Here is a 22,348-nt window from a genome sequence, read left to right as displayed (position 1 = left end):
GAGGGAAGTGATCCGGGATACGTTCGAGAGGGAAGTGATCCGGGGTACAAGAGGGTGAGGGCTCACGCCGGGGCCTTGGCCATCGCCAGGGCGTGCAGGAAGCGCAGCAGGGTCATCAGGACGTCCCTGCTGGAGGCCCGGCGGCGGGCGTCGCACTCGATGATGGGGATCTCGTCCGGCAGGTCGAGTGCCGTACGGAGTTCGTCGATGGGGTAACGGGGCGCGTCGGGGAAGGTGTTGACGGCGACGACGAAGGGCACCCCGCGTTCCTCCAGCCGCCCTATGACGTCGAAGCTCACCTCCAGGCGGCGGGTGTCGACCAGCACCACCGCGCCCAGCGCGCCGTCGAACAGGCCGTTCCACAGGAACCAGAAGCGTTCCTGGCCGGGGGTGCCGAAGAGGTACAGCACCAGTTCGTCGGTGATGCTGATGCGGCCGAAGTCCATGGCGACGGTGGTGGCCGTCTTGGTCTCCGAGCCGAAGTTGTCGTCGACGCCGATGCCGGCCTGGGTCATGGTCTCTTCGGTGGTCAGCGGCCTGATCTCGCTGACGGCACCGACCATGGTGGTCTTGCCGACGCCGAAGCCGCCCACGATCACGATCTTGACCGCTGCCGCGGCCGTGTGCGGCAGTTGGTCCTCGGTCCGTGGGCCGGGGATGGTGTCAGAGCCTTTGAAGTCCATGCATCACCGCTTCGAGGAGGGAACGGTCGGCGACGGACTGGCGCACGATCGGTGCGCGCGCCGTCACCAGGCCGGCCGCCAGCATGTCGGTGAGCAGGACCGTCATCACGCTGAACGGCAGGTTGAGATACGCCGAGAGCTCGGCCACGGACAGGGGGGTGGTGCAGAGCCGGAGCAGCGCCGACTGCTCGGGCGTGGCGGACGGCGGGGGGTCGGCGCGCGCCACGATCAACGTGACGAGGTCGAGGTCCGCGTCGCGCTCGCCGTCGCCGTCCGGCCCGGCCACCACGAAGAGCCGCTCTGGTTGTTTCGGGGTGCCGGGTGACGCCGGCGGTGGCGACGGTTGTTCCTTGAAGCGGCGCCGCCGGCGTTGCGGAGGAGTCATACGGCCTGCCCGTTGCGTCGGGGCGGACTGGTCAGATGGGCACCGATACGGGCGACGAGGTCGGACATCCGGTTGCTCATCAGGCCGGGTTCGGCGAACGTGTCGGAGAGCACGGCGAGGTAGGCGTTGGCGCCCGCGGCCATCAGGTAGAAGTAGCCGCCGTTGATCTCGATGAGGACCATCTTCATCTTGCCGTCGCTGTTGGGGATCTCCTGGGCGACGGCGCTCGCCAGGCTCTGCAGGCCCGCGCAGGCCGCGGCCACGCGGTCGGCGGTGTCCGGGTCGCCGCCATAGCGGGCGATGCGCAGTCCGTCGGCGGAGAGCACCACGATCATCTCGATGCCCGGTACGCCGTCGTGCAGGTCCTTGAGCAGCCAGTCGAAGTTCGCGCGCTGCTGGATCACTTGAGGTCTCCCTCGTCATCGGCCTCGGCGCGGGCGTCGGCGCGGGCCGGTCGGGTTCGTGGCTGGAGTGTGAGCGGGTCGGGCTTGTCCTTGAGGCCGTTCCAGAACGCCTCGACCCAGGCACCGGGTGCGGGCTCGTCCTTGACCGGTTCGGGCTCGGGCTCGGGCTTCGGCGTCGACCAGACGGTCGGCCGGCCCTCCCGTTCGGCCCGTTCGATGGCCTCCTGCTCGGCGATCCGCTGGCTGAGCGGGGTCTTGACGCGGCTGCGGCGCTGCGGCAGCCCGCCCGCGGTCCACTCGGTGACCACGGGGACGTCGTCCTCCATGGAGACCGCGGCCGGGTACTTCGGGCTGGTGGGACGCCGCTTCTTGGGCGGGCGCTGGGGGCCTTCGAGCGCGTCGTCGGCCTTGGGCGCCGCGGCGGCGCCGATGCCGTGGGCGAGTCCGGGCGCGGGGTCCTCGGTCATCATGTCGCGCGGCACGATGAGGACGGCGCGGACGCCGCCGTAGGCGGAGGAGCGCAGCGAGACCTGCATGTTGTACGCCGTGCACAGACGGCCGACGACGGCGAGGCCGAGGCGCGGCGACTCGCCGAGGACCTGGAGGTCGGTGCCCTGCTTGGCGCGTTCGAGCATGCCCTCGGCCCGGGCACGGGCCTCCTCGCTGAGGCTGACGCCGGCGTCCTCGATCTCGATCGCTACCCCGGTCTGCACCTCACTGGCGGTGACGTGCACCTTGGTCTGCGGCGGCGAGTAACGGGTGGCGTTGTCGAGGAGTTCGGCCGCCGCGTGGATGACCGGCTCGACGGAGACGCCGTTGATGTTGACCTTGGCGATGGAGTCCAGGCTGATCCGGCGGTACTCCAGGATGCGGGACATGGCGCCGCGCAGCACGCTGTACAGCGGGACGGGGTCGGGCCACTGACGGCCGGGACGGCCGCCGCCGAGCACGGAGATGGAGTCGGCGAGACGGCCGATCAGCATGGTGCCGTGGTCGATGCGCAGCAGGTCGTCGAAGACCTCGGGGTTGCGGCCGTGGTCCTCCTCCATCTCGCGGAGTTCGCTGGCCTGCTGGTGCACGATGGCCTGGACACGCCGGGCGACGCTCACGAAGGAGCGGGCCGCCGAGTCGCGCAGGGCTTCCTCGTGGTCGACGATGTCGACCATCCGCTGGACCAGGGCCGCCTGCGCCGGGGTGAGGTCGCGGTACGACGGGTCGACGTCGCCCAGGCTACGAATCACCTCCCTGGGTGAAACGCCGATGCGCAGCTGCTGGATCGCGGCGGGCGTGATGTCCCGGCCCAGGCGCACCAGCTCGCGGTCGTGTGCGGCCACGCGCTGTTCCAGGTAAGCGATGTGACGGGTGCTCTCCTCGCGCAGGGCCCGCAGACCGCGGCCGCGTCGTACCGCTTCGGCCGCCGTCGCGATCACCAGGAGGGTGGCGAGGGCGCCGCACCAGCCGACGGCGGCCCTGGCGGGCTCGGTCACCGCGGCGACGGCGGCGCCGGTCGCCGCGGCCATCGCTATCGCGGGGAGCAACAACACGCGCGCGTAGGGAAGTTCTCGGCGCCCGGGCGGGGACTGAACACTCACCATGTAGGCCCTCTGAAACGAATCGACTGGAAGTCGCGCATATGGGGAACAAGCGCACGAATATGGTTCAACTCGGTGCGCTGCGGGCGAGCTTAGTCCGACCGGATCATCGCCGTGTCATATTCAGCAAGCACCTGAAACCGGGCACGGGATCGGAGTACCCTCGGCCCCATTTGCACGCTGAGCCTCCGGTCGCACACGGTGCGTGACGACGTACGGGCATGCGATGTTCACTCACCGTGACGGGTGAAGATCCCCTTCCGGGGCGGCCGTTCAGACCCCGGCGATGCGCAACGCCGCGTCCGCCGTCGCCTCCGCGAACACCGACACCGGCCGATCGGGCTCGGAGCGGTGCACCAGGATCACGCCCTCGATCAACCCGAACAACAGGTCCGTACGGAGATCGAGCTCGCTCTTGGAGAGTGTGCCGCCGGCCGGGGTGGCGGCGAGCAACTGCCGGTAGGCGTCCTTGAGTTCGGCGCGCACGGCATGGAACCCGGCGAACCGCTCGGCGCGCACCTCGGGCAGCAGATACAGGCCGCCGAGGTTGTGCGGGCCGCCGCACAACAGCTCGACGTCGGTGCGGCACAGGTCCCACAGCCGCTGCCCGGCGGGCCTGTCGTCATCGGCGAGGAGGCGGCGGGCGTACGTCAGCGAGGGCGTGACCGTGGACTCCAGCAGGTCGGCGAGGAGTTCCTCCTTGCCCGAGACGTAGTGGTACATCGAGGCCTGCCGCATGCCCGCGCGCTCGGCCACCGCGCGGGTGGTGGTGGCCGCGTAGCCCTGGGTGGTGAACAACTCGGCGGCCGCCGCGAGCAGTTCGTCGCGCGGCGAGAGCCCGCTGTCCGGCCGCTGCGCGGCCCGGGGCCTGCCGACCCGGCGCCCACCCGTCGTTCCCATGCGTTCGATCCTCGCACACCACCTGGCACGACGGCCCCCGGGGCGATCTTGGTGAGGGCTCGGTAACCGACCGGCAACGCACGGGCAATCCCGGCGACCCGAGCGCCTCCTAATTTCTGTCGAGCGACAGAAATGACCGGAGCAGCACTACCCGGAAGAGACGATCCCGGAGCCGGAGGTCCCGCGATGGCGACAGCGACCACATACGGAGCCCGCGACCACGCGCGCGCCCAGGAGGGCACCCGTGCCGAGACCATGCCCGTCGTCCCGGCCGCCGACTGGCCCAACCCGCCCTGCGAGGCCGGCCATCTGGTGTGGGCCGAGACGGTGGCGGGCGGCAACTACACGCACCGGGTACTGGCCCGGGGCACCGAGCTGCGCCTGACCGACCTGCGCGGCGACGCCTGCGCGCATCTGCTGCTGTACGTCGCGGACCGCCCCTGGGAGCGGCTGAACGTGGCCGACACGGTGAAAGTGCAGTGGAACGCCTACCTCGGCGAGGGCCGGCTGCTGCTGTCCGACCAGGGCCGGGTGCTCGCGTCGGTGATCGCCGACACCTCCCACCGCCACGACGCCCTGTGCGGAACCTCCACCCTCGCCCGCAACACCGACCGCTACGGCGACGGCACCCCGCAGTCGGACTCCCCCGCCGGCCGCGAGTTGTTCAAACTGGCGGCCGCGAAGAACGGCCTCGAGCCCCGTGATCTCCCCCCGTCCCTCTCCTTCTTCCAGGGCGTGGAGATCCGCGACGACGGCACCCTCGACTTCACCGGCTCGACCGGCCCCGGCGGCAGCGTCACCCTGCGCGCCGAGCAGGACCTCACCGTGCTGATCGCCAACGCGCCGCACCCCGCCGACCCCCGGGAGGAGTACGTCAGCACCCCCCTGGAGGTCCTGGCCTGGCGCGCGGCACCGACCGCGCCGGGCGACCCCCTGTGGGAGGCGACTCCCGAGGGCCGCCGCGCCTTCCTGAACACCGCCGAAATCCTCGCCGCGAGGGGGCTCGCATGAGCGCGAACACGACCACCGGCACCGGCACCGGCACCGGCACCGGCACGCCAGCACCCGTACACACGACCGTCGTTGCGGCCCGGGCGGCCTGGTCGTCCGTGATCCGCGCCGGCCAGTCGCTGACCATCACCGATCTGCACGGCAACCAGGCCGTCGACTTCCTGGCGTACGACGCCCACGACACCTCGGTCCGCTACAGCGCCCCCGACACCGTCCAGGCGCAGGGCGGCATCTTCCTGACCACGGGCAGCGTGCTGATGAGCAACGAGTACACCCCGCTGATGACGGTCGTCGAGGACGAGGTGGGCCGGCACGACACGGTCGGCGGCGCCTGCTCCAAGGAGTCCAACACCCTCCGCTACGGCCACCACACCTGGTCGCAGCACGCGTGCGTGGACAACTTCCTCGCCGAGGGGGCCAAGCACGGGCTCGGCAAGCGGGACCTGGTCTCCAACATCAACTGGTACATGAACGTGCCGGTCGAGAAGGACGGCACCCTCGGCATCGTCGACGGCATCTCGGCACCGGGCCTGAAGCTGACCCTGCGCGCCGAACGCGACGTCCTGGTCCTCGTCTCCAACTGCCCCCAGATCAACAACCCCTGCAACGGCTTCGAGCCGACCGCGGTGGAGATGACGATCGCCGGAGCCGTCCGATGACCTTCGACACGCTGCTGGTCGCCAACCGCGGCGAGATCGCGGTCCGGATCATCCGCACCGCCCGCGAACTCGGCCTGCGCACCGTCGCCGTGTACTCCGACCCGGACCGCTCGGCACCCCACGTCCGTCTCGCCCACCAGGCGGTGCGGCTCGGCCCGGCGCCCGCGAAGGAGTCCTACCTCGACGCCGACCTGGTGCTCAAGGCGGCCAAGGACACCGGCGCGGGCGCCATCCACCCCGGCTACGGCTTCCTCTCCGAGGACGCCCTCTTCGCGCGGCGGTGCGAGGAGGCCGGGATCGTCTTCGTCGGCCCGACGGCGGAGCAACTGGAGCTGTTCGGCGCCAAGCACACCGCCCGAGCGGCCGCCGAAGCGGCGGGAGTGGCGCTGGCACCGGGTACAGGACTGCTGGGCTCTCTGGAGGAGGCGCTGAGCGAGGCGACCGCCATCGGCTACCCGGTCATGCTCAAGGCGACCGGCGGCGGTGGCGGCATCGGTATGTCGGCATGTCGATCAGCAGCGGAACTGACCGACGCCTGGGACCGGGTGCAGCGCGTGGCCACCGCCTCCTTCTCCTCGGCCGGCGTCTTCCTGGAGCGCCTGGTGGAGCACGCCCGCCATGTCGAGGTGCAGGTCTTCGGCGACGGCGACGGCAGAGTGGTCACCTTCGGCGACCGCGACTGCTCACTCCAGCGCCGCAACCAGAAGGTCCTGGAAGAGGCACCCGCCCCCGGCCTGCCCCCACACGTCCGCGCGCAACTCACCTCCTCCGCCCGCGATCTGTGCGCCTCCGTCGGCTACCGCTCCGCCGGAACCGTCGAGTTCGTGTACGACGCCACGCGCGAGGAGGCCTATTTCCTCGAGGTCAACACCCGCCTCCAGGTGGAGCATCCGGTCACCGAGGAGATCTACGGCGTCGACCTGGTCGCCTGGATGCTGCGCCTGGCCCGCGGCGAACGCGACGTCGTGCGCGACCCCGGCCCGCCCCGCGGCCACGCCGTCGAGGCCCGCCTCTACGCCGAGGACCCCTCGCGCGAACACCGTCCCAGCGCGGGCCTGTTGACCAGGGTCGAGTTCCCTTCGGGGGTACGCGTCGACGGCTGGGTGGAGACCGGTACCGAGGTGACTACGTCGTACGACCCGATGCTCGCCAAGGTGATCGCGTACGGCCCCGATCGCGCCCACGCCCTGCGCCGCCTGGACCAGGCACTGGCCCGCACCCGCGTCGACGGCATCGAGACCAACCTGGGACTGGTCCGCGCGGCCCTGGAGGACGAGGGCTTCAAGGCGGCCCGGCACTCCACGGCCACGCTCGCCTCGGTGAGCGACCCGACCCCGCGCATCGAGGTGGTCTCCGCCGGCACCCTCACCACCGTGCAGGACTGGCCGGGCCGCACCGGCTACTGGCAGGTCGGCGTGCCGCCGAGCGGCCCCATGGACGACCGTTCCTTCCGTCTCGGCAACCGCGCGCTGGGCAACGAGGAGGGCGCCCCCGGCCTCGAATGCACCTTGCAGGGACCGTCGTTGCGGTTCACGCACCCGACGACCCTCTGCGTGACCGGCGCCCCGGCCCCCGTCACGGTCGACGGCACGCCCATCGCGCAGTGGGAGCCGGTGACCGTTCCCGCGGGCGCCGTACTGGAGGTCGGCGCACCCGCGCGGCACGGCCTGCGGACCTACGTCCTGTTCGCCGGCGGCCTCGACGTCCCGGCCTTCCTGGGCAGCGCGAGCACCTTCACCCTGGGCCGCTTCGGCGGACACGGCGGCAGGGCTCTCAGGACGGGCGACGTCCTGCACGGAGGGACGGTCACCGAGGGGGCCCCGGTCACCGAACGCCCGGACTTCACGGCCCTCTGGCACATCGGCGCCGTCGAAGGGCCGCACGCGGCACCGGAGTTCTTCACCGAGGACGACATCCGCGACTTCTACGCCGCCGACTGGAAGGTCCACTTCAACTCCGCCCGCACCGGCGTCCGTCTGGTCGGCCCCAAGCCCCGCTGGGCCCGCACCGACGGCGGGGAGGCGGGCCTGCACCCGTCCAACATCCACGACACCCCGTACTCGGTCGGCGCCGTCGACTACACCGGCGACATGCCGGTGCTGCTGGGCCCGGACGGCCCGTCCCTGGGCGGGTTCGTGTGCCCGGCGACCGTGCTGAGCGGCGAGCGCTGGAAGCTGGGCCAACTGCGGCCGGGCGACACGGTGCGCTTCATGCCGGTGACCGTGGACGGCTCGGCCCGCCCGGAGATCGTGGACGGCGGCATCCTCGCCCGCGACGCAGACGTGACGTACCGCCGCAGCGGCGACGACAACCTGCTCGTCGAGTTCGGCCCCATGCAGTTGGACCTGGCCCTGCGCATGCGGGTGCACGCCCTCATGGAGGCCGTGGCCTCCGACGGCCCCGAGGGCATCACGGACCTCACCCCCGGCATCCGCTCCCTCCAGATCCAGACGGACCCGACCCGCCTGCCCCAGCACGAACTCCTCGCCGCCGTACGGGAGATCACGGCCACTCTCCCGCCCACCGACGAACTCGTCGTCCCCTCCCGCACCGTCCACCTCCCCCTCTCCTGGGACGACCCCGCGACCCGCGAGGCGATCGCCCGCTACATGGCGGGCGTCCGCGACGACGCCCCCTGGTGCCCCTGGAACATCGAGTTCATCCGCCGCGTCAACGGGCTGGAGTCGGTGAACGACGTCTACGACACGGTCTTCGCCGCCGAATACCTCGTACTCGGCCTGGGGGACGTCTACTTGGGCGCCCCCGTGGCCACCCCACTGGACCCCCGGCACCGCCTGGTGACCACGAAGTACAACCCGGCCCGCACCTGGACCGCCGAGAACTCGGTCGGCATCGGCGGCGCCTACTTGTGCATCTACGGCATGGAGGGCCCCGGCGGATACCAGTTCGTGGGCCGTACGACCCAGGTGTGGTCGGGGTGGCAGCAGCGCGGCGCGTTCGAACCCGGGTCGCCCTGGCTGCTGCGCTTCTTCGACCGGATCAAGTGGTATCCGGTGGACGCGGACGAACTCCTCGACCTGCGTGCCGACATGACTTCCGGCCGTTTCGTTCCGCGCATCGAGGAGGGCACGTTCTCCCTGGCCGAGTACCAGGCCTTCCTCGCCGACAACGCTGAGTCCATTGGCGAGTTCAGGGACCGGCAGCAGACGGCCTTCGCGGCGGAGCGGGACGCGTGGGAGGCGGCGGGCGAGTTCGCGCGCGCCGAAGCGGCCTCCGCACCCGCGGCCTCCCCGGCCGAGGTGACGGTCCCGGCCGGAGGACGTCTTGTGGAGGCCGAATTCGCCGCCTCCGTCTGGCAGTTGAACGTTCGGGCCGGTGACGAGGTGACGGCCGGACAGCCGCTCCTCGCTCTGGAGGCGATGAAGATGGAGTCCAGGGTGCACGCGCCGATGGCCGGTGTGGTGGCCGAGATCCTGGCCAGACCCGGCGACCAGGTGGAGGCGGGGACGGCACTGCTGGTCCTGGCCCCGGCGACGAACTGATCGCTCCGGCCGACGAACCGAAAGAGGCACCCACCATGTCCGCTCTCTCCCGAGTCCGCGCCGCCTACGCCCGCATCGAGGCCGTGGACCGCCCCGAGATCTGGATCGATCTGCGCCCGCAGGACGAGGTCGAGGCGGAAGCGCGGGCCATCGACGCACGCACCGCCGCCGGCGCCCGACTCCCGCTCGCCGGCCGTCTGTTCGCCGCCAAGGGCAACATCGACGTGGCCGGCCTGCCCACCACCGCGGGCTGCCCGGCGTACGCCTACCACCCGGAGAACGACTCCCCGGTCGTCGCCCGGCTCCGCGCGGCCGGCGCCATCGTGCTGGGGACGACGAACCTGGACCAGTTCGCTACCGGCCTGGTGGGCACCCGCTCGCCCTACGGCGCCGTACGCAACGCCCACGACCCGTCCCGCATCAGCGGCGGCTCCAGCTCCGGCTCGGCGGTCGCGGTGGCCCTCGGCATCGTGGACCTCGCCCTCGGCACCGACACGGCGGGCTCGGGCCGGGTCCCGGCCGCCTTCAACGGCATCGTCGGCCTCAAGCCGACCCGCGGCCTGGTCCCCACGGAGGGGGTGGTCCCCGCCTGCGCCTCCATCGACTGCGTGACGGTCTTCGCCCGCACCCTCCCGGAGGCCGAACAGGCCCTGTCCTTCATGACCTCCCCACCCGCCCGCGAACTCCCCGCCCTCCCCCAGCGCACTCCGGGCCCCTGGCGCATCGCCGTCCCGGCACCCGGCCGGCTCGGCGAACTCGACGAGGACTGGGCGCAGGCGTACGAGGCCGCGGTGGAGCGACTGCGCGCCGCGGGCGCCGACGTCCGCACCCTGGACCTGACGCCCTTCACCGAGGCCGCCGCGATGCTGTACGAGGGCGCCTTCGTCGCCGAGCGCTACACGGCGGTGGGGAAATTTGTCGACAAGGCGTCAGCCGACGGCGTCGAGGGCCTCGACCCCACGGTCGCCGGCATCATCACCCGCGCCCGGGACATCCCGGCCCACCGGCTCTACGCCGATCTCGACCGCCTGGCCGCCCTCCGCCTCCGCGCCCTCGCCGAACTCTCCGACGCGGACGCCCTCCTCCTCCCCACGACCCCGGGCCACCCGACCCTCGCCGAGGTCGCCGCCGACCCCCTCGCCTCCAACGCCCGCCTGGGCCGCTTCACCAACTCGACGAACCTCTTCGACCTGGCCGCGGTCGCCGTCCCCGCAGGCTCGGTCAACGGCCTCCCCTTCGGCGTGATGCTGATCGGCCCGGCCTTCACGGACGAACGCCTGGCGAAGATCGCCGCGTCGCTCCAGCCGGAAACCCGGCTGGCCGTGGTGGGCGCCCATCTGACGGGCCAGCCCCTCAACCCCCAACTCCTGTCCCTGGGCGCCCGCTTGGACCGAACGACCACGACGGCCCCGGTCTACCGCCTGCACGCGCTGGCGACGGACCCGCCGAAGCCGGGGCTCGTGCATGTGGGCGAGGGCGGAGCCGAGATCGAGACAGAGGTGTGGCGCCTGCCGGCAGAGGGCCTCGGCCGTCTGCTGACAACACTTCCACGGCCCATGACGCTGGGAAGCGTGGAGCTCTCGGACGGAACCCGAGTCCCCGGTTTTCTGTGCGAACCAGCGGCACTGGCGAACGCCGAGGACATCACAGGCTACGGAAGCTGGCGCAACTACCTGAACCGGTGATCACACGCGCACCCGCCGACGAAACGTCACCCCACCGACGAGTAGGCCACAACCCCCCGCAGCAACAGATCAACAGCCTTACGCGCAGTCTTGGCCACGGTCGAGCCCTCGGCAGAGACAGGCGCCGCCGCCGAGATCTGCCCCAGCACGTCGATCACCTGCTTGCACCACCGCACGAAGTCCCCCGCCGGCATCTCCGCCTCGCGCAGCACCTCGTCCAGCCCCTTCCCGGAGGCCCACATGTACGCGGCCCAGGCGAAGCCGAGATCCGGCTCCCGCTGCCCGACGCCCTCGGTCTGTGTGATCCGGAAGTCCTCCTCGATCGCGTCCAGCCGCCCCCAGATCCGCACCATCTCGCCGAGCGCGGCCTTGGCCTTGCCCGACGGCAGCTTCGGCGCCATCGCGTCGTCCCCGACCCGTGCCTCGTACACCAGCGCCGAGACACAGGCGGCGAGTTCCGCGGGACCGAGCCCTTCCCAGACGCCCTCCCGCAGGCACTCGCTGGCCAGCAGGTCCAACTCGCCGTACAGCCGCGCCAGCCGCTTGCCGTGCTCGGTGACCTCGTCACCGCGCAGATAGTCCAGCTCGGTCAGCAGCGCCACGATGCGGTCGAAGGTCCGCGCGATCGTGTTCGTACGGCCTTCGATGCGCCGCTCCAGCTGCGAGGTGTCCCGCAGCAGCCGGTGGTAGCGCTCGGCCCACCGCGCGTGGTCCTCACGCTCGCTGCACCCGTGGCAGGGATGCGCCCTGATGGCGGTGCGCAGGCGCGCGATCTCCCGGTCGTCGGCCGCCTGCGACCGCTTCTTCCTCGCGCGCTCCGGCGGGATGTGCCCGGCCTTGGTGCGCAGCGCGGAGGCGAGGTCGCGGCGCGACTGGGGCGAGCGCGGGTTGAACGACTTGGGGATCCGCATCCGCTCCAGCGCCTCGACCGGCACCGGGAAGTCCATCGACGCCAGTCGCTTGACCTGCCGCTCGGCAGTCAGCACCAGCGGTCGCGGCCCGTCGTGGTGCTCGAAGCCACGATGTCCGTTGGACCGCCCGGCCGGCAGTCCGGGGTCCAGCACCAGGGCCAGACCGGCGTACTTGCCCGTCGGCACATGGATGACGTCTCCCGGCTTCAGCCTCTCCAGCGCCACCGCGGCCTCGGCGCGCCGCTCCACGGCTCCCTGCCGGGCCAACTCGGTCTCGCGGTCCTTCAGTTCGCGCCGCAGGCGGGCGTACTCCTCGAAGTCGCCGAGGTGGCAGGTCATGGAGGCCTTGTAGCCCTCCAGGCCCTCCTCGTTGCGCTGCACCTGCCGGGAGATCCCGACGACGGACTTGTCGGCCTGGAACTGCGCGAACGACGTCTCCAGCAGTTCGCGGGAGCGGTGCCGCCCGAACTGCTCCACCAGGTTGACCGCCATGTTGTACGACGGCTTGAAACTGGAGCGCAGCGGATAGGTGCGCGTGCCCGCGAGGCCGGCCAGGTGCTCGGGGCTCATCCCGCGCTGCCACAAGACAACGGCGTGGCCCTCGACGTCGATGCCCCGGCGGCCGGCCCGGCCCGTCAACTGGGTGTACTCGCCGGGCGTGATGTCGGCATGCTGCTCGCCGTTCCACTTGACGAGCTTCTCCAGCACCACCGAGCGGGCGGGCATGTTGATGCCGAGCGCGAGCGTCTCCGTGGCGAACACGGCCTTCACCAGGCCGCGGACGAACAGCTCCTCGACGACCTCCTTGAAGGTCGGCAGCATGCCCGCGTGATGGGCGGCTATGCCCCGCTCCAGGCCCTCCAGCCACTCGTAGTACCCGAGGACGTGCAGATCCTCGGTCGGGATGGACGCGGTGCGCTCCTCGACCAGGGCGCGCACCTTGTCCCGCGCCTCCTCGTCGTTGAGCCGGAGGCCGGCGTACAGGCACTGCTGTACGGCCGCCTCGCAGGCCGCGCGGCTGAAGATGAAGGTGATGGCGGGCAGCAGGCCCTCGGCGTCGAGGCGCTCGATGACCTCGGGACGCCCCGGTGTCCACACCCGCGAGCGCTGGCGGCGCTCCCGCTCCCGGTCCGCCTCGCGCATGGCGCGGCCGCGTCTGCGGTCCTGGTACGACGGCCGGCTCGCCTCCATGCGGGCCAGGCGCGTGAGGTCGGGGTTGACGGCCTTCTTGCTGCCCTCGCCCTCCTCGAAGAGGTCGTACATCCGGCGTCCGGCCAGCACGTGCTGGAACAGCGGCACGGGCCGGTGCTCGGAGACGATCACCTCGGTGTCGCCGCGGACGGTGTCCAGCCAGTCGCCGAACTCCTCGGCGTTGGAGACGGTCGCGGACAGCGAGACCAGGGTCACCGACTCGGGGAGGTGGATGATCACCTCTTCCCACACGGCTCCGCGGAAGCGGTCGGAGAGGTAGTGCACCTCGTCCATGACCACGTAGCCGAGGCCGAGAAGGGTCTGGGAGCCGGCGTACAGCATGTTCCGGAGGACCTCGGTGGTCATCACGACCACCGGCGCCTCGGAGTTGACGCTGTTGTCGCCGGTGAGCAGGCCGACCTTGTCCGCTCCGTAGCGGCGGCACAGGTCGGCGTACTTCTGGTTCGACAGTGCCTTGATGGGTGTCGTGTAGAAGCACTTCTTGCCCTGCTGCAGGGCGAGGTGGACGGCGAACTCGCCCACGATCGTCTTGCCGGAGCCGGTGGGCGCGGCGACCAGCACGCCCTTGCCCGCTTCGAGTGCCTGGCAGGCCTCGATCTGGAAGGGGTCCAGACCGAAGTCGTACATCTCGCGGAAGGAGGCGAGCGCGGTGGCCTGCTCGGCAGCGCGCCTACGGGCAGCCGCGTACCGCTCGGCCGGTGAGAGGTCCTCTGTCATCGTGCTTTCGAGCGTACCGGGCCCCACTGACAACAGGACGATCATTATCCGGAACCTTGGCCGTCAAACACCGAGAGGTGCCCGCGTCCCGGTGGACGGTGGGCACCTCTCGGACCGTGTTCGCGAGCGGGCGCTCAGGTCACGTCGTCGTAGCCGTTGACCCGGTCCGTGGTGGCCTGCTCGGGCAGTGCCCGGCTGGCCGAGACCGTCTCGACCTCCCCGATGTCCTCGGGGGTGAGGTCCAGGTCGGAGGCCTCGTCGTCGGCGGGACCCATCTCCTCACGACGGCGCTTGCGCTTGTCGTTGAAGATCGAGAACACGACCGCGCCGAAGTACAGCACCCAGATCGGTCCGGCCAGGGCCAGCATCGACAGCGGGTCCGTGCTGGGCGTCGCGACCGCCGCGAAGACCGTGATGCCCAGGATCATGGCCCGCCACCAGCCGAGCATCCGCGTGCCGCTGAGCACCCCGGTGAGGTTCAGCATGATCAGCAGCAGGGGGAGCTCGAAGGAGAGCCCGAAGACGATCACCATGCGCGTGACGAGCTGGAGCAGGTCGTCGAGCGGGAGCAGGTTGCTCACGCCGTGCGGGGTGAAGTCGATGAGCACCTTCGCCGTGGTCGGCAGGACCTTGTACGCGAAGAAGGCGCCGCCGAAGAACAGCGGGACGCCGGTGCCGACGAACGCGTAGGCGTACTTCTTCTCGTGCCTGTGCAGACCGGGCGCGACGAAGGCCCACAGCTGGTACAGCCAGATCGGCGAGGCGAACACCACACCGGCCATGAGGGACACCTGCAGGGCCAGCGTGAAGGGCGCCAGCAGACCGTTGATCGTGATCTGGGCGCACGGGTGAGAGCTGGACTTGGACCTGGCCAGCTGCTCGAAGGTCTCCCCGCACCCGACCGAGTCGAGGACCGGCTTGGTGAGGAAGTTGATGATGTCGTTGTAGAAGAAGGCAGCGACGATCGTGATCACGACGATGGCCAGCATCGCCTTCGCGAGCCGGTTGCGGAGCTCACGAAGGTGGTCCGCAAGGGGCATCCGCCCCTCGGGATCCTTCTCCTGTTTGCGGGCAGACTTGGGCAACCCACGTCCTCATCTCGTGCGGCAGGCCGGAGGTGTCCGGCCCTGCATCAGGCCTTGGTGGAATCCGTCGGCTCGGTGACCGGGCGCGAGCTGGTCACGTCGCCGGGGGCGGCCTGGATGGTGCGCTGAGCGGGGGGCTGCTCGCCGTTGTTCGGCGGGCCGGCCGGGGTGGCCGTGCTGTTGCCCTCCTCCTTCATCGCCTTCGCCTCGCTCTTGAGGATGCGGGCGGACTTGCCGAGCGAGCGCGCCATGTCGGGAAGCTTCTTCGCGCCGAACAGCAGGACGATGACGACGAGGATGAGAATGATCTCGGGGGCGCCGAGCCTTCCGAACATAAGTCTTTACCTTCTCACCGAGGCGGCTGGGGTGGGGTGCTGTCCGGCCGGTCGGACACCTGTCCGATCGACCGTGTTGCCAGCGATCGTAACGCTCAGGGGTAAACGTGAGGCAATCCCCGTGCGTACTCCCGGTCCGCGACCCGGGCCTCGTTCTCCGTGCCGCGACCAGCAGCGTACCCGTCACTGTGGCTGCGGTGACAGGTCGAAGTGACCCAAAGCGCCTGCGGCGCAGGACTCACATGGCTCGCACAGCGGGACTCACAGGGAATCCACGGCCCTCGCGGTGCTCACCGCGGCCCGCTCCAGGTCCTCGGCGGCCCGGTTGATCCGCCGCGCCGAGTCGCTGACCTGCCTGCCCAGCCGCTGTGCCTCCACAAAGACCCGGACGGCGAACACCCCCAGGACGGCGAGACCCATAAAACCCACGGCTACCGCGAACATCGGCCAGAACATGACGCCGAGACTAGACCTTTCTACGGCGTGTGCAGCCGCAGGGTCCTGACCCCGCCGCCGGTGAGCAGTTCCACGATCCGCTCCCCGGCCGGCTTGCGGACCGCGGCTCCGCAGTCCGGGCAGGTGAAGGAGTAGAACGTGGAGCGGCTGCTGGCGCCGATGGCCAGTCTGAGGGCGTTGGCGGTGAGCTCGAAGCTGCCCCGGCAGTCCGGGCAGCCCGCCTTGAACACCACCGGGGCCACACTTCTCATCCCGGCGAAGGCGGCCGCCACCGACATGCCCCGCACACCCGACACCGACGACTCGCTCACAGCCCTTGCTCCCTTGTCCCTGGTCGTTCGCGTCCGGAGCGCCTCGGCCGAAGCCGAGGGGCGACCGTGCCCCGCCCTTCGGGCACTCGCCCCCGGGCACCGGCGCCTGTCCGGCTCACTCCCGCCTGTCGTGAACCGAGTGCTCCTGATCCGTGCTCTGCGCCTCGACCCCGTCGTACGCCGCCAGTGCCTCACGGGCCGCGCGGCGGGCGCTGGCGGCGAGGTCGGGCGGGGAGACGATCCGGCCGTCACGGCCCAGCCGCAGCGCCAGCCGCCGCAGCGACGCGGGATCGGGGGTGCGCAGGGTAATACGCAGCCCGCCGTCCGGAAGCTCATCGGCGCTGTCGTGCGGGTAGTACTCGGCGACCCAGCGGCCGCCCGGACCGACCTCGACGACGACCTCCGGGTCCTCGGCGGCCGGCTGGACCAGCCCCTCGGAGAGGTCCCTGAGCTCTATCTCGGGCGGCGCGGACGGCTCGTCCAGGATCTTGATCTCGGCGACCCGGTCGAGCCGGAAGGTGCGGCGCGCCTCGGAGCGGCGGCACCAGGCCTCCACGTAGGTGTGCCCGACGCTGACCAGGCGGATGGGGTCGATCTCCCGCTCGGTGACCTCGTCGCGGGCCGGCGAGTAGTAGCGGATCCACAGCCGTCGGCGCTCGGAGATGGCCCGGTCGACGTCCGCGAAGACCCCGCCCTCGGACTCGAAGGTCACCGACAGGCGGGCGCTGGCGCCCGCCGCCTCGCCCGCCGCGGTCTCCACCTTGGCGGTGGCCCGCAGCAGCGCCTGCCGGTCGCTCTCGCGCAGGCCCGGCAGCGTGGACACCGCGCGGGCGGCCACGAGCAGCGCGGTCGCCTCGTCGGCGGCGAGACGCAGCGGCTCCGCGGTCTCCTCGCCGAGGGCGGCCGGGTTGTGCCACCAGATGCGCTCGCCGTCGGTGTCGATGTCGAGGAGATCGCCGCCGCGGAAGCTGGTGCCGCACATGGGCAGCACGTCGAGGTCGGAGACCAGCTCGTCCTCGGTGATGCCGAAGGCGCGCGCCACGTCCTCGACCCTGGCCCCGGGGCGCTCCTTCAGGTAGGTCACCAGGGAGAGCATCCGCCGGGTCTGGTCGATGGCGTTGACGGGCCTGACCGGTTTGCCTGCCACTGTCCTGCTCCGCTCCCCCTCAGCCCTTGGCCACGGCCCGCAGCCGGTCCACGACGTCCGCCCGCAGCTCGGCCGGCTCGAGGACCACCACGTCCGGACCGAACTCCACCAGCCAGGCGTCCAGCCCGTGCCCGTACGGAATCTCCAACTCGTCCCACCCGTCGCCGAGTTCCCGCACCGAGGTGGCCTTCGCCCGAAGGGGGTACCCGGCGCCCGCGCGCAGCCGGATCAGCGCGGAGCGGTCGGCGGTCTCCCCCGCCCAGCTCGCGACCGTCTCGCGGACGGTGACGACATCGGGGATCTCGGCGGTGAACCGCCCGCTGCGGCTGCGGACCTTGCCGGTGATCCGCGACAGCCGGAAGACCCGCTCGGCGCCCCGGTCGCGGTCGAAGCCGGCCAGATACCAGTGGCCGCGCCAGCACTCCAGCGCCCAGGGCTCGACGTGCCGGGGTTCGGGATGGGCGGCGTTGGCCTTGCGGTAGTCGAAGACGACCGGCCGGCGGTCGCGGCAGGCCAGCATCAGCGGTTCGAAGGCGGCCTCGTGGACGGGGATGCGCGGCTCCAGGGCGCCGTGGGCCTCGTACGGGTCGACGTCCTCGGGCAGTCCCGCCGCACGCAGCTTCTGCAGGGCACCGCTGGCCGCGCCGGCGAGCCGGGCCTGCTGCCACACCTTGGCGGCAAGACCCAGGGCGGCCGCCTCCTCGGCGTCGAGCGTGATGGGCGGCAGACGGTTGCTGTCCCGGCGGGCCAGATAGCCGGTCTCGCCGTCGAGGTTCTCCACCGTCTCGATGACCAGGCCGAGTTCACGCAGGTCGTCCTTGTCCCGCTCGAACATGCGGCTGAAGGCGTCCTCCGAATTGGCCTCCAGATAGGCCTCGATGGACTCGCGCAGCTCACGCTTGCTCAGCGGCCGCCGCGTCCCGAGCAGGCACAGCGCCAGGTTCATCAGCCGCTCGGCCTTGGCAATGGCCATCGACGCCCTTCGCCTCCCTATGGTCCTTTACGACGATGACCGTACCGCCCCGAAGTGGCGTGGCAAAAGCCGAGGGCCCATGCCCGAGCAGGCATGGGCCCCAGGTGATCGGGTCCGGTCGGATCCGACGGTCAGACGGCGACCAGGTCGACCACGAAGATCAGGGTCTCGCCCGGCTTGATCGCCGGGGTCGGGCTCTGGTTGCCGTAGGCGAGGTGCGCCGGGATGGTCAGCTGACGGCGGCCGCCGACCTTCATGCCCTGCACGCCCAGGTCCCAGCCCTTGATGACCCGGCCGCCGCCCAGCGGGAAGCGGAAGGGGGTGCCGCGGTTCCAGCTCGCGTCGAACTCCTCGCCGGTGCTGAAGGCGACGCCCACGTAGTGGACGGTGACGGTCTGGCCCGCCTGCGCCACCGCGCCGTCGCCCTCCCAGATGTCCTTGATCTCGAGGTCCGCCGGGGGCTCGCCGCCCGGGAAGTCGATCTCGGGCTTCTCGATGCTCACGTCTCTAGCTCCTGCTTGTCTACGGAAAGGCAACACGCACAGTCTTACATCACCGGCGGGTCACATCTTGGCCAGGATGTCGACCGAGAAGACCAGCACCGAGTCCTTCTTCAGGCCGCTGCCCGCCGGCGGGTTGTCGCCGTAGCCCAGCTTGGGCGGGATGACGATCAGGACGCGGCTGCCGACCTTCTTGCCGGTCAGACCCTGCGCCCAGCCCTTGACGACCTGCTGCAGCGAGAACGACGTCAGCGCCTTGCGGCTGTACGTCGAGTCGAACTCCTTGCCGCTGTCCCACACCACGCCCTTGTACTGCACGAGCACGGTGTCCTTCGCGCCGACCACGTCGCCGTCACCCTCGATGACGTACTTCGCCACCAGCCCGGTCGGCGCGGTCGCCTTCGGGATGTCGATCGAGGGGGCCTTGCCGTCGGTGTTGGTGCCGATCTTCGGCAGCTTGGGGTCGCTCTGCGGGACGTCGGCGCCCTTGGCGGAGCTGGTCGCGTTGAACGCTCCCTGGATGTCGGCGACGAAGACCAGCGTGTCGGTCCCCTTGATACCGGCCTGCGCGTTCCCCGTCGTGCCGTAACCCCAGGTGGGAGGCACCGAGAACAGGACGCGGCTGCCGACCTTCTTGCCGGTCAGGGCGTAGCGCCAGCCGTCGATGATGCTGCCCTGGGCGAGCTGGATGAGCAGCGGGGTCTTGCGGTCGTAGGAGTTGTCGAAGACCTTCGCGGTGTCCCAGACCTGGCCGAGGTAGTGGGCCTGGATGTAGTCGTTCTCCGCGACGGTCTTGCCGCTGCCCGCGATGACCGTCTTCACCGCGAGCTGCTTCGAGGGCTCGCCGCTGCCCTTGGCGACGGTCGGCTTCGTACCGAACGCCGTGCCCGCCGTGATGGCCGGCAGCGGACCGTCGACGATCTTCGGCGATGGCGCGGCGGAGGTGGCCTGCGCGGAGGGCGACGCGCTGTCGCTCGCCTTGCTCGAGTCGGACTTGTTGTCGTCGCCGCATCCGGCGAGCGTGACCAGTCCTGCGGGTACGGCGATGAGTAGGGAGCGTCGGCGCACGGTGGGGGCCTCGTATCGATCGATCTTGGTTGATTGGCGTGCGCGCAACTCTACGGCGTGAGAAGGGCGCCGCACGGAAAACGTGCGGCGCCCGTGTTGCGTTCCGGTGTTCACCGGAACGGGTTGCTCACATCCCGGCGATCAGCTTCTCCACCCGGTCGTCCACCGACCGGAACGGGTCCTTGCACAACACCGTGCGCTGGGCCTGGTCGTTGAGCTTGAGGTGGACCCAGTCGACGGTGAAGTCCCGACGCTGTTCCTGGGCCCTGCGGATGAAGTCGCCGCGCAGCCGGGCCCGAGTGGTCTGCGGCGGAACGGACTTGCCCTCGAAGATCTTCAAGTCGTTGCAGATACGGGCCGCTTGGCCCTTCTTCTCGAGCAGGTAGTACAGGCCACGACGGCGGTGGATGTCGTGGTAGGCGAGGTCTATCTGCGCGACCCGCGGGTGCGACATGGTCATGTTGTGCTTGGCCCGGTACCGCTCGATGAGCTGGTACTTCATGACCCAGTCGATCTCGGTGCCGATCCGGTCGAGGTCCTCGGCCTCGATCGCGTCCAGCGTGCGGCCCCACAGCTCCAGGACCTGCTCCACGGTGCCGGTGCGGATGCCGCGGCGCTCGCAGAAGTCCACGGCCTTCTCGTAGTACTCCCGCTGCACCTCCAGGGCGGAGGCCTCGCGGCCGCTGGCCAGGCGCACCTTGCGCCGGCCGGTGATGTCGTGACTGACCTCGCGGATCGCCCGGATCGGGTTCTCCAGGGTCAGGTCGCGCATCACGGTGCCCGCCTCGATCATGCGCAGCACCAGGTCGGTGGCGCCGACCTTGAGCAGCATGGTCGTCTCGGACATGTTCGAGTCGCCCACGATGACGTGCAGCCGGCGGTAGCGCTCGGCGTCCGCGTGCGGTTCGTCGCGGGTGTTGATGATCGGCCTCGAGCGGGTCGTCGCCGAGGAGACGCCCTCCCAGATGTGCTCCGCGCGCTGGCTGACGCAGTAGACGGCCCCGCGCGGGGTCTGCAGCACCTTGCCCGCCCCGCACAGCAGCTGCCGCGTGACCAGGAACGGGATGAGGATGTCCGCCAGCCGGGAGAACTCCCCGTGCCGGGCGACGAGATAGTTCTCGTGGCAGCCGTAGGAGTTGCCGGCCGAGTCGGTGTTGTTCTTGAAGAGGTAGACGTCGCCCGCGATTCCTTCCTCGTGCAGGCGTCGTTCGGCGTCTACCAGGAGTCCTTCCAGAATGCGTTCGCCGGCCTTGTCGTGGGTGACCAGTTCGGTCACATTGTCACATTCGGGTGTCGCGTATTCCGGATGTGAGCCCACGTCGAGATAGAGGCGGGCGCCGTTTCGCAGAAAGACATTGCTGCTGCGGCCCCATGACACGACACGGCGGAAGAGGTACCGCGCCACCTCGTCGGGAGACAGGCGGCGCTGTCCCCTGAACGTACATGTGACGCCGTACTCGTTCTCCAGCCCGAAAATGCGGCGGTCCATGAGTGAACATTACGCCCGATCCCCTGAACTGAAACGGGGTTCGGCCGCACGGTTTGGATCATTTTCCGATGAAGCCGCAACGACCGCCCGCCCGGCGGGAGCTGCGAGGACCCGTCCGGTGGCCAGCAGAACCAGCAACGACACACCCCCCGCGACACCGGGCACGACGAAGCCCCACAGGGCCCCTCCGGCCTCGACGACCGGCCCCGCGAGGCCCGTTCCGACCGAGGCGCCGACGGTGAACGTCGTCACCAGCCAGGAGAACGCCTCCGTGACCGTCCCACTCGGCGCGTACCGGTCGACCAGGACGAACGCGCAGGCGATGCAGGGCGCCAGGAACACCCCCGCCAGCACGGTGAGCAGCACCATGGCGACCGCGCCCGGCATGAGCGTCAGCGGCAGGTAACACACCGCCAGAAGGGCCACCAGCGCCTGCAGTCGCCGGGCCGGCTCACCGGTCCACCGCCGCGCCCCGTACGCGGTGCCGCCGATCAGCGCGCCCAGCCCGAGGGCGGCCATCAGCCAGCCGTACACGGCGTCACCGCCGTGGTCGTCCGCGTACGGCACCGAGGCCACCGTGATGGAGCCCAGCGCCATGCCCACGAACAGCAGCGCGCCCAGCAGGGCGAGCAGTCCCGGCGAGCGCAGGGCGCCGAGCCAGTGCGCCTCACGCGGTGCCGAGCGCCACGCGCGCGAGGGCGGCGAGACGACCACGGAAAGGGCTCCCAGCACACCGACGGCGTTCAGGATCAGCAGCGCCGCCTCGGCCGACCACAGGGAGACGCAGAGCGTCACCAGCAACGGCCCCACGGTGAACATCACTTCCTGCGCCACCGCGTCCATGGCGTACGCCGTGTGCACCTGCTCCTCCCGGCCCAGCACCGAGGGCCACAGGGCCCGCAGACCGCCCTCCAGGGGCGGTGTCAGCAGCCCGGCGGCCGCCACACACGCGTAGGCGAGCGGAAGGGGACGGGTGCCCGCGAAGGCGAACCCGGCCATGGCGAGGGCCGAGGCGAGCGCGGCGGGCAGCTGGACGCGCGGCTGCCCGTGCAGGTCCACCAGCCGCCCCAGCACCGGCTGGCCTGCCGCGTTGGCGACGCCGTACACGGCCGCGAGCCCGCCCGCCAGGCCATACGTGCCGCCCTCCGCGCGCACGAACAGCACGATCGCGATGGCCGCCGTGGCATTGGGCAGCCGGCCCACCAGCGTGCCCACGAGAAGGCGCGCCGCGTGCCTCGCCCTGAGGATCTCCAGGTATCCCGCGGCCATGCCCGCCTCCAAGTGTTACGTATAACCCCGTCTCTCATACGTACCATGTGCGC

Annotated in this window: 20 protein-coding genes; 4 read left to right on the top strand and 16 right to left on the bottom strand. The window is 70.8% G+C overall.

Translation table 11 applies throughout. From position 1 onward, the window contains the following. Window positions 1–62 precede the first annotated feature (62 nt). The 5 genes from ABZ453_RS41590 to ABZ453_RS41570 all read right to left on the bottom strand — a co-directional run bounded on the left by ABZ453_RS41590 (window position 63) and on the right by ABZ453_RS41570 (window position 3,964). The gene (locus ABZ453_RS41590; RefSeq protein ID WP_359023717.1) at window positions 63–683 is read right to left on the bottom strand and encodes an ATP/GTP-binding protein; all 621 of its coding nucleotides are present in this window, start codon (window positions 681–683) and stop codon (window positions 63–65) included. Continuing rightward, the gene (locus tag ABZ453_RS41585; protein WP_359023715.1) at window positions 664–1,068 is read right to left on the bottom strand and encodes a DUF742 domain-containing protein; all 405 of its coding nucleotides are present in this window, start codon (window positions 1,066–1,068) and stop codon (window positions 664–666) included. Before ABZ453_RS41585 ends, ABZ453_RS41590 begins: the two co-directional genes overlap by 20 nt. Continuing rightward, on the bottom strand, window positions 1,065–1,472 hold the full coding sequence (locus ABZ453_RS41580) for a roadblock/LC7 domain-containing protein (RefSeq protein ID WP_359023713.1): 408 nt from the start codon (window positions 1,470–1,472) through the stop codon (window positions 1,065–1,067). The genes ABZ453_RS41585 and ABZ453_RS41580 overlap by 4 nt, the downstream gene beginning before the upstream one ends. Next, window positions 1,469–3,067 carry an ATP-binding protein gene (locus tag ABZ453_RS41575; RefSeq protein WP_359023711.1) on the bottom strand — a complete coding sequence of 533 codons (1,599 nt, stop codon included), beginning with the start codon at window positions 3,065–3,067 and terminating at the stop codon, window positions 1,469–1,471. The genes ABZ453_RS41580 and ABZ453_RS41575 overlap by 4 nt, the downstream gene beginning before the upstream one ends. A 270-nt stretch (window positions 3,068–3,337) precedes the next feature. Next, a complete protein-coding gene (locus tag ABZ453_RS41570; RefSeq protein ID WP_359023709.1) occupies window positions 3,338–3,964 on the bottom strand; it encodes a TetR/AcrR family transcriptional regulator in 627 nt (208 codons plus the stop codon). 186 nt (window positions 3,965–4,150) lie between these two features. Between ABZ453_RS41570 and ABZ453_RS41565 the strand changes: the two genes are divergently transcribed. Genes ABZ453_RS41565 through atzF form a run of 4 tightly spaced genes read left to right on the top strand, consistent with a single transcriptional unit; the run spans window position 4,151 to window position 10,822 of the window. Beyond that, entirely contained in the window at window positions 4,151–4,975 is an 825-nt protein-coding gene (locus ABZ453_RS41565) for an urea amidolyase associated protein UAAP1 (protein WP_359023707.1), read from the top strand. Further along, window positions 4,972–5,634 carry an urea amidolyase associated protein UAAP2 gene (locus tag ABZ453_RS41560; RefSeq protein WP_359023705.1) on the top strand — a complete coding sequence of 221 codons (663 nt, stop codon included), beginning with the start codon at window positions 4,972–4,974 and terminating at the stop codon, window positions 5,632–5,634. Before ABZ453_RS41565 ends, ABZ453_RS41560 begins: the two co-directional genes overlap by 4 nt. Beyond that, window positions 5,631–9,137 (top strand): 5-oxoprolinase/urea amidolyase family protein, encoded by a 3,507-nt coding sequence (locus ABZ453_RS41555; RefSeq protein WP_359023703.1) that lies wholly within the window; start codon window positions 5,631–5,633, stop codon window positions 9,135–9,137. Before ABZ453_RS41560 ends, ABZ453_RS41555 begins: the two co-directional genes overlap by 4 nt. A 35-nt stretch (window positions 9,138–9,172) precedes the next feature. Next, window positions 9,173–10,822, top strand: a complete 1,650-nt coding sequence (gene atzF, locus ABZ453_RS41550) for an allophanate hydrolase (RefSeq protein WP_359023701.1) — start codon at window positions 9,173–9,175, stop codon at window positions 10,820–10,822. Between the two features lie 26 nt (window positions 10,823–10,848). On the opposite strand, the gene ABZ453_RS41545 is transcribed toward atzF, so the two are convergent. The 11 genes from ABZ453_RS41545 to ABZ453_RS41495 all read right to left on the bottom strand — a co-directional run bounded on the left by ABZ453_RS41545 (window position 10,849) and on the right by ABZ453_RS41495 (window position 22,295). Continuing rightward, window positions 10,849–13,707 carry a DEAD/DEAH box helicase gene (locus ABZ453_RS41545; protein WP_359023699.1) on the bottom strand — a complete coding sequence of 953 codons (2,859 nt, stop codon included), beginning with the start codon at window positions 13,705–13,707 and terminating at the stop codon, window positions 10,849–10,851. An 89-nt stretch (window positions 13,708–13,796) separates the two neighbouring features. Further along, window positions 13,797–14,747: a twin-arginine translocase subunit TatC gene (gene tatC / locus ABZ453_RS41540; protein WP_359023697.1), complete on the bottom strand. Its 951-nt coding sequence runs from the start codon at window positions 14,745–14,747 to the stop codon at window positions 13,797–13,799. Window positions 14,748–14,794: 47 nt separating this feature from the next. After that, the gene (gene tatA, locus ABZ453_RS41535) at window positions 14,795–15,082 is read right to left on the bottom strand and encodes a Sec-independent protein translocase subunit TatA (protein ID WP_133045015.1); all 288 of its coding nucleotides are present in this window, start codon (window positions 15,080–15,082) and stop codon (window positions 14,795–14,797) included. A 261-nt stretch (window positions 15,083–15,343) separates the two neighbouring features. Then, the gene (locus ABZ453_RS41530) at window positions 15,344–15,538 is read right to left on the bottom strand and encodes a hypothetical protein (protein ID WP_359023695.1); all 195 of its coding nucleotides are present in this window, start codon (window positions 15,536–15,538) and stop codon (window positions 15,344–15,346) included. 20 nt (window positions 15,539–15,558) lie between these two features. Beyond that, window positions 15,559–15,849 carry a hypothetical protein gene (locus tag ABZ453_RS41525; RefSeq protein ID WP_356764212.1) on the bottom strand — a complete coding sequence of 97 codons (291 nt, stop codon included), beginning with the start codon at window positions 15,847–15,849 and terminating at the stop codon, window positions 15,559–15,561. A 115-nt stretch (window positions 15,850–15,964) separates the two neighbouring features. After that, the gene (locus ABZ453_RS41520; RefSeq protein ID WP_356764210.1) at window positions 15,965–16,996 is read right to left on the bottom strand and encodes a WYL domain-containing protein; all 1,032 of its coding nucleotides are present in this window, start codon (window positions 16,994–16,996) and stop codon (window positions 15,965–15,967) included. Between the two features lie 19 nt (window positions 16,997–17,015). Further along, a complete protein-coding gene (locus ABZ453_RS41515) occupies window positions 17,016–17,969 on the bottom strand; it encodes a WYL domain-containing protein (protein WP_359023693.1) in 954 nt (317 codons plus the stop codon). Between the two features lie 131 nt (window positions 17,970–18,100). Continuing rightward, window positions 18,101–18,472 (bottom strand): FKBP-type peptidyl-prolyl cis-trans isomerase, encoded by a 372-nt coding sequence (locus tag ABZ453_RS41510; protein ID WP_030945962.1) that lies wholly within the window; start codon window positions 18,470–18,472, stop codon window positions 18,101–18,103. Window positions 18,473–18,532: 60 nt separating this feature from the next. Next, window positions 18,533–19,537 carry an FKBP-type peptidyl-prolyl cis-trans isomerase gene (locus ABZ453_RS41505; protein ID WP_359023691.1) on the bottom strand — a complete coding sequence of 335 codons (1,005 nt, stop codon included), beginning with the start codon at window positions 19,535–19,537 and terminating at the stop codon, window positions 18,533–18,535. 127 nt (window positions 19,538–19,664) lie between these two features. Beyond that, window positions 19,665–21,026, bottom strand: coding sequence for a Pup--protein ligase (pafA, locus tag ABZ453_RS41500; protein WP_067429457.1), 1,362 nt, complete (start codon window positions 21,024–21,026; stop codon window positions 19,665–19,667). Between the two features lie 9 nt (window positions 21,027–21,035). Continuing rightward, window positions 21,036–22,295 (bottom strand): MFS transporter, encoded by a 1,260-nt coding sequence (locus ABZ453_RS41495; RefSeq protein WP_359023689.1) that lies wholly within the window; start codon window positions 22,293–22,295, stop codon window positions 21,036–21,038. Window positions 22,296–22,348 lie beyond the last annotated feature (53 nt).

Origin of the sequence: Streptomyces sp. NPDC005799 (assembly GCF_040630525.1) — a bacterium.
GTDB classification, from domain to species: domain Bacteria; phylum Actinomycetota; class Actinomycetes; order Streptomycetales; family Streptomycetaceae; genus Streptomyces; species Streptomyces griseorubiginosus_B.
This window is presented reverse-complemented; position numbering and strand designations above follow the sequence as displayed.